The sequence below is a fragment of the Hymenobacter rubripertinctus genome, from assembly GCF_003583925.1.
Classification (GTDB): Bacteria; Bacteroidota; Bacteroidia; order Cytophagales; family Hymenobacteraceae; genus Hymenobacter; species Hymenobacter rubripertinctus.
This window is the reverse complement of record NZ_QYCN01000012.1, coordinates 63033-76288: the sequence shown is the minus strand read 5'-3', so window position 1 is coordinate 76288 and position 13256 is coordinate 63033. Positions and strand designations below refer to the sequence as shown.

Annotated in this window: 12 protein-coding genes; 7 read left to right on the top strand and 5 right to left on the bottom strand. The window is 59.7% G+C overall.

Annotated features, from left to right (window positions below):
* Positions 1-70: 70 nt before the first annotated feature.
* The 3 genes from D0T11_RS09565 to D0T11_RS09555 all read left to right on the top strand — a co-directional run bounded on the left by D0T11_RS09565 (position 71) and on the right by D0T11_RS09555 (position 3667).
* A complete protein-coding gene (locus D0T11_RS09565) occupies positions 71-586 on the top strand; it encodes a phasin family protein (protein WP_119655565.1) in 516 nt (171 codons plus the stop codon).
* Positions 587-708: 122 nt separating this feature from the next.
* The gene (locus D0T11_RS09560) at positions 709-2397 is read left to right on the top strand and encodes an ABC1 kinase family protein (protein WP_119655564.1); all 1689 of its coding nucleotides are present in this window, start codon (positions 709-711) and stop codon (positions 2395-2397) included.
* Between the two features lie 202 nt (positions 2398-2599).
* Positions 2600-3667, top strand: coding sequence for a hypothetical protein (locus D0T11_RS09555; protein ID WP_119655563.1), 1068 nt, complete (start codon positions 2600-2602; stop codon positions 3665-3667).
* Positions 3668-3688: 21 nt separating this feature from the next.
* Here the strand turns inward: D0T11_RS09555 and D0T11_RS09550 are convergent, their stop codons facing one another.
* Positions 3689-4219 (bottom strand): hypothetical protein, encoded by a 531-nt coding sequence (locus D0T11_RS09550; RefSeq protein WP_119655562.1) that lies wholly within the window; start codon positions 4217-4219, stop codon positions 3689-3691.
* Between the two features lie 194 nt (positions 4220-4413).
* Here D0T11_RS09550 and D0T11_RS09545 point away from each other — a divergent pair, with 194 nt between their 5' ends.
* Positions 4414-4620: a hypothetical protein gene (locus D0T11_RS09545; RefSeq protein WP_119655561.1), complete on the top strand. Its 207-nt coding sequence runs from the start codon at positions 4414-4416 to the stop codon at positions 4618-4620.
* A 101-nt stretch (positions 4621-4721) separates the two neighbouring features.
* On the opposite strand, the gene D0T11_RS09540 is transcribed toward D0T11_RS09545, so the two are convergent.
* Both D0T11_RS09540 and hppD read right to left on the bottom strand, forming a co-directional pair.
* Positions 4722-6458 carry a phospho-sugar mutase gene (locus tag D0T11_RS09540; RefSeq protein WP_119655560.1) on the bottom strand — a complete coding sequence of 579 codons (1737 nt, stop codon included), beginning with the start codon at positions 6456-6458 and terminating at the stop codon, positions 4722-4724.
* Between the two features lie 180 nt (positions 6459-6638).
* A complete protein-coding gene (gene hppD / locus D0T11_RS09535; RefSeq protein WP_182888321.1) occupies positions 6639-7772 on the bottom strand; it encodes a 4-hydroxyphenylpyruvate dioxygenase in 1134 nt (377 codons plus the stop codon).
* 201 nt (positions 7773-7973) lie between these two features.
* On the opposite strand from hppD, the gene D0T11_RS09530 reads away from it, so the two are divergent.
* The 3 genes from D0T11_RS09530 to D0T11_RS09520 all read left to right on the top strand — a co-directional run bounded on the left by D0T11_RS09530 (position 7974) and on the right by D0T11_RS09520 (position 10372).
* Positions 7974-8360 (top strand): hypothetical protein, encoded by a 387-nt coding sequence (locus D0T11_RS09530; RefSeq protein ID WP_119655559.1) that lies wholly within the window; start codon positions 7974-7976, stop codon positions 8358-8360.
* Positions 8361-9192: 832 nt separating this feature from the next.
* Complete coding sequence (locus tag D0T11_RS09525) at positions 9193-9540, top strand: DUF952 domain-containing protein (protein ID WP_119655558.1); 348 nt, start codon at positions 9193-9195, stop codon at positions 9538-9540.
* A gap of 103 nt (positions 9541-9643) precedes the next feature.
* Positions 9644-10372, top strand: coding sequence for a hypothetical protein (locus D0T11_RS09520; protein ID WP_147374590.1), 729 nt, complete (start codon positions 9644-9646; stop codon positions 10370-10372).
* Positions 10373-10447: 75 nt separating this feature from the next.
* Here the strand turns inward: D0T11_RS09520 and D0T11_RS09515 are convergent, their stop codons facing one another.
* Together D0T11_RS09515 and D0T11_RS09510 are read right to left on the bottom strand one after the other, a co-directional pair.
* On the bottom strand, positions 10448-10972 hold the full coding sequence (locus tag D0T11_RS09515) for a DUF2911 domain-containing protein (RefSeq protein WP_119655556.1): 525 nt from the start codon (positions 10970-10972) through the stop codon (positions 10448-10450).
* A gap of 152 nt (positions 10973-11124) precedes the next feature.
* A complete protein-coding gene (locus tag D0T11_RS09510) occupies positions 11125-13047 on the bottom strand; it encodes an ABC-F family ATP-binding cassette domain-containing protein (protein ID WP_119655555.1) in 1923 nt (640 codons plus the stop codon).
* Between the last annotated feature and the right edge of the window lie 209 nt (positions 13048-13256).

The following is a 13256-nucleotide window of genomic DNA, read 5'->3' as shown; positions in this document are numbered from 1 at the left end:
CCCGTTGGCTTCGGGCGGGCGGTTTTTCATTGCTTTCCTTCACTTTCCACTCATTCAACCCCAACTCCTTATGGAAGATCTGTTCAAGAAGTTCGTTAATGCCGGTGTGGGCTTCGTGTCGCTGACCAACGACCGGGTGCAAAAAACTATTGATTCGTTGGTGAAGGAAAGCAAGTTGTCGGAGAAAGAAGGCGCCAAAATCATGGACGACCTCAAGAAGAACACCGATGCCAAGCGCAAGGAGCTGGAGAAGCAGGCCCAGAGCCTGGCTTCTAAAATGCTGAAAACGGTAGGCGTAGCGCCGAACTCGGAGCTGGAGGAGCTTAAGCGCAGCAGCAAGGCCGGCAGTAAATCGGCCTCGGGCAGTGCCGCCGCGTCGGGCAGCAAGAAGACCGCGCCTTCGAAGGCCGCCAGTGCCGCTAAAGGAGCCGTTGCCAGCGCCACGAGCAAGGCGGCCAGCACCGTGAAGAAGGCGGCCGACAAAACCAGCGCCGCCGCCGGCAAAACCCAGAAATCGGCCGCCGGCTCGGCCGGTGCCGCCAAGAAAGCGGAGAACAAGGCCGACGCCGCCGACGCTAAATCGTAAGCTCAGCCGCTGTAGTCGTGCAGAATCCCCGTCCGTACTTTGCGGGCGGGGATTTTTTTTCGGGAAGAATGACCAGGGAAGAGCGTTATTCACCAATCTACCGGCCGTAACTTGCCTTGCCCATGTTCAAGAACACCATATCCAACCTTTCTCGCATCCGGCAGGTGGCCGAAGTGCTGATCCGTTACGGTTTTGAGGATGTGGTAACCAGCACGGCCCTGCGGCGGCTGGTGCCCCAGAGTCGGCGGCGCTCCTGGCGGGAAGGCGAGCAGGCGGTGTTTGAAACCACCCGCTGGGAGCGGATCCGGATGATAATCGAGGAGCTGGGCCCCACTTTCATCAAGCTGGCCCAGGCGCTGAGCAACCGCGCCGACCTGTTGCCCCAGGCCCTGATCGACGAGTTTGAGAAGCTCCAGAGCAATGTGCCGCCCTTCCCGGTGACCCAGGCCCGCCAGATTATCGAGCAGGAGCTGGGCTGCCCGCTGGAAGACGTGTTTGATGAGTTCGACGAAGTGCCGCTGGGCTCGGCCAGCATTGGGCAGGTGCATGGCGCGCGGCTGCGGACGGGCGAAAAAGTGGTGGTGAAAGTGCAGCGCCCCGATGTGCAGGAGAAAGTGCGCACCGACCTGAGTCTGCTCCATGAGCTGGTACGCCTGACGGCTGGCTTCCTGCGCAAGCAGGGGCTGAGCAACCCCCAGGACATCGTGGATGCCTTCGAGCGGAGCATGACCAAGGAGCTGGACTACACCTCCGAGGCCCGCAGCATGGAGCAGTTCCGCACGCTTTACCAGGACTACGACACGTTCTACATTCCGCGGCCCTACCGGGAGCTGAGCACGAACCGGATGCTGGTTATCGAATTTGTGAGCGGCTGCAAGATTACCGACAAAGTTCAGTTGCTGGAATGGGGCCTGAGTCCGGAGCAGGTGGCCGAAACCGGTATGGACATCTACTTGACCCAGATCTTTGAGTTTGGGGCCTTCCACGCCGACCCCCACCCGGGCAACGTGCTGGTGCGCCCCGACGGTACCGTAGTGCTGATTGATTTCGGGATGGTGGGCCGCCTGACCAAGCAGCAGAAGTACGCCTTCGCGGGCGTGTTTATCGGCATGGCCCGGCAGGACCCGCGCAGTATGGCCCTCAACTTCCGCCGCCTGGCCCTGACCTCGGAAATCCCCGATATGCGGGCCTTCGAGGCCGACCTGGCCCAGCTGATTGAGGATTTCGCGACCCTCGACGTGAAGGAAATGAGCATGTCGGACCTGGCCGATTCGTTGCAGGGCGTCATTTACCGCTACAAGTTGCAGGTGCCGGGGGCGGTGTTCCTGATTCTGCGAGCCCTGGTGATTCTGGAAGGTATCGGCAAGGTGCTGCACCCGCGCTTCAACACCTTCGAGTTCGTGCGGCCCTACGGGGCGCGCATCGTGGCCGAGCAGTACTCGCGGGAAAACATCCAGAACGAAGCCCTCTACACCGGTACCCAGCTGCTGGCCCTGCTCCAGACCCTGCCCACCGATATCCGGCAAATCGTGCGCAAAATCTCGCGCGGCGACCTGCGGGTGCGCGTGGAACTGAGCGGCTACCAGCTGCTACTGCGCAAGGCCGACGAGCTGGTAAGCCGCAGCATCCTGGCCGCCGTAACGGTAGCCACCATCCTGTTTGCGGGTCTGAGCTTATTGGGGCACTACTCGCCGGCCATGCCTTACTACCGGGGCCTGCCTGTCATCACCTGGTACAGCCTCGCCATTGCCGCGCTGGAGCTGCTGATTCTGTTGCTGCTGGGTACCCGCCGACCCCGACGGCAGGAATAAAGAACTCTCGTTGCCTGTTTGAAAAGTCAGGTAGCTAAAAGGCCTAACGGCTTTTTGCGGTGGGAGAGGATGATTATTGGCATGTTTTGACTTTCTGGAAAAGTCTGACGGGGGATAATATTGAGCTGTTTTTAGAAGCACAACCGACCAACTTGCCGGGGCCTTCTACTATTAGGAAGGGCTTACGGCTAACTTCTGAATCATGCGCTTTTTCTCCCGTTCTTTTTCCTGGCTGGGACTCTTCCTGTTACTGAGCTTCGGCAGTATTTCCGGCGCGGCCGCTCAAAGCAGCACGGAGCAGGAAACCTACGAATCTCAGAAACGCCTGACGGTGGGCGTCACCAAGTACGCCGAAGCCCGGGGAGCCGTCACCGGTTTCATTCGGACCCGGGCAGCGCGGGTGCAGAAGCAGGAGGAAACCCCGGAGCAACTCACCGCCGAATTCGTGCTGCCAACCGCTGCGCTGCCCGCGCTCGACTCACTGGTGGCTACCCTGGGTTTCGTGCTCGAAAACAACCTGAACGCCCACAACCTAACCGCGCGCTTGGAGGAGCTGGCAGCCGATGAGCAACGGCTCACGATGCAGCTGGAGTACACTAAAACCCGCCTGCTCGCTCCCCAACTGCCGGCTGAGGAGCGCGAAACGCTGGTAACGGAAGCCGCGAATCTGGAAAGTCGCCTGGCGCATGCCCGCCAGCAGCAGCAGCGGCTCCGGACTCACCAGGGGCAAACCTACGTGGTATTGCGCCTCTACGATGAAGTCAGCTTCCCGACGGGCAACCACAAAGTGGCTTTCGTGAACATGCCGGGGGTAGAGTACGGTTATCTGCGCCTCGACAACCCCCGCGCCGGCCTCACCAGTAAAGCGTACCAGGGCTACTCCATCAAATACCACTTCACCCGGGGCAAAAGCTATTTCAACCTGGGCGTGTATAAGCCCACGGAAAAAAACGCCACCGACTCTACCTTCATCAACGAGCTGTTCGTCATCAACTTCGGGCAGGATTTTTACCCGCGCAACTTCGGCCGGGGCCGGCGGCAGTTCCTCAATCTCTACACCAGCTACCAGATTGGGGGTTTCATCCTGAACCGCAACGACGACCAGAAGAACGACTTCATCCCCAACCTGAACCTAGGTCTGGGCCTGGAACTGGTTAAGACCCGCCACATCCTGCTCGACAACAAAGCCAGCTACTTTATTCCGCTCGATAAGCGCAGCCGCGACCTGCGCGGGCTGCTGTACCAGGCTTCCTTCAGCTTCGTTTTTTAGCCGCTCCGCCCGCCACCGGGACTATTCATCCTCCGCTTTCTGCAAAACCGTTTCCTGTTTCAACTGGTCGTAGCCCAGCACGGGTGCCCGGAGTGCCTGACCCAAGTAGCAGGCCACTTGAAATGCCAGCTTATAGGTGGCCGTGCTGAAGAGGCGGTAGGCGCGGGGGCTGCCTGGAACCGATAACAACACCAGATAACGGGCATCCTGGTTGTATTCCAGTCCACCCCCGTCGCCGCTGGAAACAGCAAGGTCGGAGTAGTAGCGCAGGACAACGCGCTGAACCGCCGGTAACGGGTGCCAGCGCCCCGGGTTGAAGCCCGCCAATTCTATCCCCAGCCGGTAACGCCGACGGCCAGCGTCAACTTCGAGCGTGCGTTTGCCGGTGCCGTAAAACAAAGCCAGGAGCAGGGCGGGAATGAGTAAAACAACTTCCCCGTAGTAACCCACCCAGGCTGCCAGCCCAATAAACACTGCCATCATCAGCAGGCTGGGGCCTTGCAGTACGAAGCGAGCAGGGCGGGTAATAGCTACTGCGGGCGAGCGGGACATAGCAACGGATATTTAGCAGAGGGAAACCAGTTAAAATGGGCGTGAATACCACAAAATAGTGGTATTCGGCTCGTAAGTTAAACCCTGGCCCGTCCGCTACCCGTATCATTAAGCAGCAGGTGGCCGGTTTGGGGCTAGGTTCTGCACCGGCCACCCGCTCTTTTACTCTTTTTAGTTCCTAAACTTCCCATTCCATGACCGATTCCAAGAAAGCCTCCGACCAGAACGACGACAAAGTATATTCGACCAAAACCGGCAGCACCGCCACCGACCTGACTGGTGCTACCAAGAAAATGACCACCGCCACCGATGGCGAAACCGACGCTGCCGCGCCCATCAGTGACCAGGTAGACGAGTCGGCTATCCGCAAAGCTGCTAAAGACGACCAGGACAAGAAGTAGGCCCCGCCGCTTTTGGCACCCTCCTGGTACTAAAGCAGAAACGCCCCGCACACTTGTTGTGCGGGGCGTTTCTGCTTTAGTACCAGAGAAGTATGAGGCGGCTACTGGAGCTGCATGTCCGCGATAATGGCCTGAATTTTCTCCCCGGCCAGGCGGTCGGCCAGGTCGAAGTCCACGGCCGATTCCAGGGGCTGCTTAACGCTGAAGTAGAACTTGATTTTGGGCTCGGTACCGCTGGGCCGGGCCGAAATTTTGCTGCCGTCTTCGAGAATGAACTGGAGCACATTGCTGCTTTCGAGGCCGGTTTCGGTTTCGAGGCCGGTGCGCAGGTTCTTGATTCTGCCGGTTTTGTAGTCGCGCAGCTCTACTACGGGCTGGCCCGCGATGGTAGCGGGTGGGGTGGCGCGCAACTCGCGCATCATCTCCTGAATTTCCTGGGCTCCGCGCTGGCCCTTTTTGGTGATGGAAATCAGGTGCTCCTTGTAGAAACCGTAGGTCAGGTACATCTGTACCATTTCCTGGTACAGGGTGTGGCCCTGGTCCTTGGCCACGGCAGCCATTTCGGCCAGCAGGGCGCAGGCGGAAACGGCGTCCTTGTCGCGCACGAAGTCGCCGATCATGTAGCCGTAGCTTTCCTCGCCGCCCCCGATGTAGGTTTCCTGGCCCTCCAGCTCCCGGATAATGCCGGCAATGTACTTGAAGCCGGTCAGCGTCTGGTAGGCCTTCACGCCCTGGGCGCGGGCAATGTCGCCGAGCACGTCGCTGGTCACGATGGTATAGACGATGAAATCCTGATCGGTGCGTTTGCCGGCCTGCTGGCGGGCCGAGAGCAGGTAGTGGGTGAGCAGGGCAGCCGTCTGGTTGCCGTTGACGAGCACCCACTCGCCGGCGTTGTTTTTCAGGGCGATGCCCACGCGGTCGGAATCGGGGTCGGTGGCCAGCACGAGGTCGGCATCGAGTTGCTGGGCTTCGTCGAGGGCCATCTGCATGGCTACTTTCTCCTCGGGATTGGGCGAGAGCACGGTGGGGAAGTTGCCGTCGGGCGTGGCCTGGGCGGCCACGATGTGCACGTTATCGAACCCGAGCTGGGCCAGGGCCGCCGGAACCAGCGTAATGCCCGTGCCGTGCAAAGGCGTGTACACGATTTTCAGGTCGTGCTGGCGCTGCACGGCGGCCGGGTTGATGCTGAGCTGTTTCACCTGGGCCAGGTAGGCGGCATCAATTTCGGCTCCCACCAGATGAATGCGCGCCGGGTCGGCCTGGAACTTTACCTCCCGCACCGACTGGATGCCTTCCACCTCCCGGATGATGTTCTGGTCGTGGGGCGCCACTACCTGGGCCCCATCGTTCCAGTACACTTTAAAGCCGTTGTACTCCTTGGGGTTGTGCGAGGCCGTGACCACGCAGCCGCTCTGGCAACCCAGGAAGCGGATGGCAAACGACAGCTCGGGCGTGGGCCGCAACGCATCGAACAGAAACACGGTGATGCCGTTGGCGGAAAAAATATCGGCCGCGATGCGTGCAAATTCAGGGCTGTTGTTGCGCGAATCGTGGGCAATGGCCACCTTAATTTCCTGACCCGGGAACTGCTGGAGCAGGTAGTTGCTCAGGCCCTGGGTGGCCATGCCCAGCGTGTAACGGTTCATGCGGTTGGAGCCCGCGCCCATGATGCCGCGCAGCCCGCCGGTACCAAATTCGAGGTTGCGGTAAAACGCGTCGGAGAGTTGGTCGTCTTGGTTACCGGCCAGCAGGTCCCGGATTTCCGCCTGAGTGGCCGCGTCGTAATCGTTGGTCAGCCAGGTGTTGATTTTGGTTTGCAGGTCGGGGGAGAGGGCCATTGTTTAGTGCTTAGTTGTTGGTGCGTAGTAATTAGGTCGGGTCAGCCGGTGCGGGGTGGCGGCGGGAAAGAAAAAGTTGGTTTCGTTATGGGCTGCTAATGTATAGTGCCTAGGCCGAACAACCGAACGCAAGGTTCAATCACCAGCCTAAGCACCAAGCACTAACAGCTATGCACTCAACTACAAGTTGCCGCGCAGGTCCTGCTCGCGCTCAATGGCTTCAAACAGGGCCTTGAAGTTGCCTTTGCCGAAGCTCTTGGCGCCCTTGCGCTGGATGATTTCGTAGAACACGGTAGGCCGGTCTTCCACGGGCTTTGTGAAAATCTGGAGCAGGTAGCCTTCCTCGTCGCGGTCCACAAGCAGATTCAGGTCGCGGATGCTGTCCAGGTCCTCGTCGATGTGGCCCACGCGCTCCAGCAGGTCGTCGTAGTAGGTGTTGGGTACGTTGAGGAACTCCACGCCGCGGCGGCGCAGCTCGGTTACCGTCGTGCGGATGTCGTGGGTGAGCAGGGCCATGTGCTGCACGCCGGGGCCGTGGTAGAAGTCGAGGTACTCCTCAATCTGGCTTTTCTTCTTGCCTTCGGCGGGCTCATTGATAGGGAATTTCACGAAGCCATTGCCATTGCTGACCACCTTACTCATCAGGGCCGAATACTCGGTCGAGATGTCGTCATCGTCAAACGTGATGAGTAGTTTGAAGCCCAGCACGTCCTCGTAGAACTTCACCCACTGGTTCATCTCGCCCCAGCCCACGTTGCCCACGCAGTGGTCCACGTACTGCAAGCCCACGGGGTTGCCCTGCGGAATGCCGCTGCTGCGGGCCACGAAACCCGGCAGGAAAGGGCCGGAGTAGGCGCTGCGCTCCACAAAAGTGTGGATGGTTTCACCGTAGGTGTAGATGCCGGCCAGCGTCACGGAGCCGTGCTCATCCTCGATAACGTAGGGCTCGAAGGCCACTTTGGCGCCGCGCCTGGTGGTTTCCTCGAACGATTTACGGGCGTCGTCCACCCACAGGGCCATCACCTTCACCCCGTCGCCGTGCTGGGCTACGTGGCGCGTAATGTCGGAGTCGGGCAGCAGGGAAGTGGTGAGCACCAGCCGGATTTTATTTTGCTGGAGCACGTAGCTGGCCCGGTCGCGCACGCCGGTTTCGGGGCCGGCGTAGGCCACCAGCTCGAAGCCGAAGGCAGCCTGGTAGAAATAGGCCGACTGCTTGGCGTTGCCGACGTAGAATTCGAGGTAGTCGGTGCCGTTGAGGGGCAGGAAATCGTCGGCGGGATGGGCCTGAACGGCCGGGGAGGTCATGGTTTGCATAGTGAGTAGAAAGAGGGGTGGGGCGGAGGAAATTCAGTCAGGTAAAACTACTGGTTTCGGACAAATGATTCCGGCATTGGTCAATTTGTTGGCTTCACTAAGCCAAAAGTGCCTGGTTTTCGTACGCCCGCTAAGGGGAAAAGATGTGCGAAACTGCCGAATCCTCCCCACCTTTGCAGCTGAACCCATTGCCTTAGCCTTATGAATTCGGAAGAGCTGAACCGCGCCCTCGTAACCATCATCGAGAAAAAAGCCGAGCTGCACAAGCTCACCTACGATGATGCCCGCTACGACGACGTAGAGGAAGAACTCCACGACCTCGAAGACGATTTCAACGATGAGTACGGCACGTTCCTGGAAACGGCCCTCGAAAAAGTCCACGACGAGCTGAGCTCCGACACCGATGTGCTGCTGCCCACGGCTTACCTGCCGGCCAACACCAGCGGTAAGCCCGGCCCCAAGGAAGGCGTCTGGATCGATTCGGAAAAATATTCCGGCAAAGAAGCCCGCCTGACCCTGGTGCCCACGCCCGTGCGCCTGCTGCTCACCGTGGGTAAAGCCGTGCAGCAGGAAGTCTGGAAAGCGTAGCATTTCAGTTGAAAAACAGAAGTGAAAAATTGTAAAAGGGAGCTGGCGGCACATGTCGCCAGCTCCCTTTTTTTGTGGCGCGAAGCAGAGGCTTCGCGCATTTTTTTCCAATGACACCGGTCGGGTTTATCGGGGAGCGGGTAAGTCGCGCTGCCACAACGTTCGGCTACAGCCATTTCGTGAACGATGCACCGGGTCGTTGTCGAGCCGCCTGGTTGCGGTCCGGCGTTGAACGACACAGTTGAACCACGACGTAACCACGGCGCGAACGACGAGCCGCAACCAGGCGGCTCGACAACCGGGTGTCCCGTATAGGGGATGTTTCAAAAAAGGTAGGTTATTTTTTTAGCACAGAAAAATAACCTACCTTTTTTGCAGGGCAAACGCCTGACCAAACAGCCGAATGCTTTGGCCGCGTCTGAGGGCACTGTGATGAGCGTGCGGCTTTGGAAACGCTCACCGCTACAGTAGCCCTGGACGCTGAAAATGACAGGACCTACCGTTCATGCGTTTGTTCTGTCTTTTCTAAAGGACGACAGTCCATGTGGCTCGTTTATTCCCGACGTGCGTTTGAATGCCATTCCCATTTCGTGAACAGTTCATCCGGTTGCAATAGAGCCGCCTAGCTGCGGCTCGTTGTTCGCGCCTATGTAGCGAGTTTGGCGAACCATAAACCCGCGCCGTAGAGAGGCCTCATTGCGTCTCGGCGTCCGCGCTGTTCGGCTGGTTTCGTTCCACGAGCAGATGCCAAGATGCGTCTCTACAACCGACTGGGCCACCGTTCTCGAAACCGCTACAGTGCTGACTTGTCACTCTTAATTTTTAATTCCAGTTGATCTACCGCATCGCCCAACCTGCCGACTGGCAGCAGGCCCAAGAAACCGGTTTTTTCGCCAGCGCCGATCTGGTCGCCGAGGGGTTCATTCACGCATCCGAGCTGGGGCAGGTGCTGGAAACGGCCCGGCTCTATTACCGCGCCAGCCCCGGCACGGTGCTGCTGGAGCTGGATGAAGCCGTTCTGGATGCGGCCGGCGTGCGGGTGGAGCGGGAATGGGCCGCCGGGCGGCAGGCCTGGTTTCCGCACCTGTTCGGGGCCATTCCGCTGATGGCCGTGCGCCGTACCTGGCCTTTTCCGGTGGATGCGGCCGGGGCCGCGCGGTTGCCATTGGTGCTGAAGTAGCCGAAACAGGCCCTATTATTGCCAGCAGCGTCTATATAGCGCCGAACCAATTATTGGGTCGGCGTTTGGTTTGTCTTATCGTCAACGTTATTGCTTTTGCCTGATGCTGATTCGTGTTTTATTGCGGTGGGCGCGGCCCGTTCTTGCGGGGGGCTTGCTCACGGCCTGCGCTCCAACCCGGGTGCTGAGCTTGCAGCCCACCGGCGGGGGTAGTGGCCCGGCCCGCGACTTGGTAAGCCACCCCGACAGCGTGTACGTGCGCTTCTGGTTTTTGCGGGCGGAGCAGGAGGAGCTGGTGTTTCAGGCGGAGTTCAGCAATGCCGGCGCCCACGCCGTGACGGTGAATCCGGCCACGTTCTACTACCAGCCACGGCCCGATAGCCTCCACGCCCTTGCCCTGGGCCGCCGCCCGGCCCGCGACCCGGAAGCCTTCCTTACAACGTTGGCGGCCCGCCGCGACCAGGAAGCCGCCAAGGCAAACGGATCGAGCTGGTTTGAGCTGCTGACGATGGTCGTTAACACGGTCGAGGATGTCGCCAGCATCAAAAAGGACGAAACCAAGGCCCAGGAGGAGGCTCGCGAAGCCCGTCACCAGGACGACCAGATCTACTTCGACAGCCAGCGGGCCGGCCATGCCGACGAAGCGCAGGCCCTGCACACCGCTGTGGCGCAGCAGGCCACCAGCATGCTGCGCCAGGCTACCCTGCAACCCGGCGACCAGGTGCGCGGCCTCGTCTATTTTCCCCGCCTCGATTCGGCCAGGCAATTGGAGTTCGTCCTCTTTTTTGATGAGCGCCCGTTGCAGTACTACTTCACTCAAAAAGTGCTCTGATAAAGATTTTCGTTACACCAAAAAGGCTCTTTCCAATTCAGGAAAGAGCCTTTTTGGTGTAATGAAAACCGGATGCTATCTGAGGGCAACCGGAATTTCCAGGTTTTCCCAACGTAGCACCAGGCCCTTGGGCGTCACGTCGTACAGGAGCTTTTCGGCGGACGTAGTGACTTTTTTTGGCGTTACAGTTACGCGCAGGGCATCCTGCTTGGCGTCGTACTTGTATGCGCCCCACTGCTTGGCCGTTTTGTTGAAAATGATGGTCCACTGCTTTTCGGTGGGAATGGCAAACAGGCTGTAAGTGCCGGCGGGCAGCACCTGGCCTTCCACTTTCAGGGGCTGGTCGGTGGTGAAGGTGGTGGCATCGTTGGCTCCGGCGCGCCATACTTCGTTGTAGGGCACTAGCTGGCCCCAAACCGGGCGGCCCTTCACCGAGGGGCTGCTATAGGCCACTGCTACGGTGGCCTTGCCGATTTTACCGGTGGCCGTGGCCGGTGGGCTGGCGGGCGGCCCTTTCTGATCCTGGGCAACACCCGGCACAGTACTCAGCACGGCCAGCAGCAGCAGCAGCAAAAAGCTGAAAAAGCGAATTGATTTCATGGAAGTAAGGAAATGGTGAGGTTGGGAGAAAGAAGCATCAACTGCCAGGAAGTTGCAGCTAAGCGGTCCGGCTGCTCAATTGTTTTCGGGAAGCCGTCAGATCCGCTGGGCTCAGCATTTGCCCACGCCCAACGTGCTGGTTGCGCGCTCATTTACCCCAACTCGGCCAGTTCCAGCCAGCGCATGCCTTTGTCGTCGAGGGCAGTTTCGGTGCGCTTGAGCTCGGCGGCCCAGTCGGCCAGCTCCTGGTGGGAGCCGGTGCCGAAGTTAAGGCCTTCGATGAGCTCCTGCTTGCGGGCTTCCAGCTTGGCCAGCTCTTTTTCCAGGGTTTCGTACTCCTTCTTCTCGGCAAACGAGGCCTTGCGGGTAGCTGGCTTCGGCGCGGCCGGCGCGGCTACCGGGGCCGGCGCGGCGGCCGCTACCTTAGCAGCGGCGCGGGCGGTTTTGGCGGCTTTTTCTTCTTCTACCAGCGCCGCTTCGGTTTCGCGTTCGGCCAGGTACTCGCGGTAGTCGGTGTAGTTACCGGGGAAGTTGAGCACGGCCCCGCCCGGTTCGAGCACGAACAGGTGCTCGGCCAGCTGGTCGAGGAAGTAGCGGTCGTGGCTGACGATGAGCAGGCAGCCGCCGAAGTGGAGCAGGAAATCTTCCAGGATGTTGAGCGTGCCCAGATCGAGGTCATTCGTAGGCTCGTCAAGAATCAGGAAGTTGGGGTTCTTGATAAGCACCCGCAACAGCTGCAACCGGCGCTTCTCGCCCCCGCTGAGCTTGTTTACCAGCGTGTACTGCTGGGCCGGCGGAAACAGGAACAAACTCAGGAACTGGCTGGCCGTGAGCACGTCGCCGTTGGCCAGCTCCACCACTTCAGCCACTTCCTTCACAATGTCAATCACGCGCTGAGTGGGGTCGAATTCGAGCTCCGTCTGGGTATAGTAGCCGAATACGGTGGTCTGGCCCACCTCAATGGTGCCGGAATCGGGGGCGAGCTTGCCGGTGAGCATGTTGAGCAGCGTGGATTTGCCCGCCCCGTTGGGGCCTACTAAGCCAATACGGTCCTTTTTCTTGAATACGTAGCTGAAATCATCCAGCACCACGTTGTCGCCGAACTGCTTGTTGAGGTGGCTGGCTTCGATGATTTTACCGCCCTGGCGGGTGGTTTTCACACTCAGCTCCACGTTCTGCTTGCTCAGGTTGGTGCTGGCCTTTTCCTTGGTAATGTAGAAGGCGTCGATGCGGGCCTTCTGCTTGGTACCGCGGGCCTGGGGCATGCGGCGCATCCAGTCGAGCTCCTTCTTGAACAGCTGGCGGGCCTTCTCTACTTCGGTGGCCTGGCGCATTTCGCGGTCGGCCTTTTTCTCCACGAAATAAGCATAGTTGCCCTGGTAGCGGTACATCTGGCCCTTGTCGAGCTCCACGATTTCGTTGGCCACGCTATCCAGAAAGTACCGGTCGTGGGTGACCATGAGCAGCGTGAGGCTGGGGGAGGAGAGGCGGTTTTCGAGCCACTCGATGGTAGCCAGGTCGAGGTGGTTGGTGGGTTCGTCGAGCAGCAGCACGTCGGGCTCCTCAATGAGCACCCGGGCCAGGGCCACGCGCTTGCGCTGCCCGCCCGAAAGCTGGCTCACGTTGCGCGTGAGCAGCTCACCCAGAATGCCCAGCCGGCTCAGAATCTGCTGCACCTGGGCCTCGTAGTCCCAAGCGTTGAGGGCATCCATGCGCTCCAGCACCCGCTGCAAATCGTCGGATTTGTGGTCGGGGTCGTTCACCACGTGCTCGTACTCCTTGATGGCCTTGAGCGTGTCGTTCTGGCTGGCGAAGATGGTTTCTTCCACGCTCAGGCTTTCATCGAAAACCGGCTGCTGGCCCAGGTACGTCACCCGGATGCCTTTACGCACGCTCACCAGGCCAGTGTCGGGGGCTTCGAGGCCCGCCAGAATGCGCATGAGGGTGGTTTTGCCGGTGCCGTTGATGCCCACGAACGCCACGCGCTGGCCCTGGAGCAGCCCGAAGTTCAGGTCTTTAAACAGCCACCGGTCGGTATAATTCTTCGAAAGATTTTCGGCAGAGAGGAGATTCATGCCGCAAAGGTAACCTTCGGCGAAGTGAGATGGGAGAACTGAATGAAAGAACGTCATGCTGAGCGAAGGCGCAGCCGGAGCCGAAGTATCTCTCCCGCTTCGTTGTGGTGCTACTTAATCCGCGTTGCGAAATGGTTTGGGAAGAACGGTGTAGGGGCGGGGCTTGCCCCCGCCCGCCGTTGCACAGAACCGTTGAACGCTGAATAAAG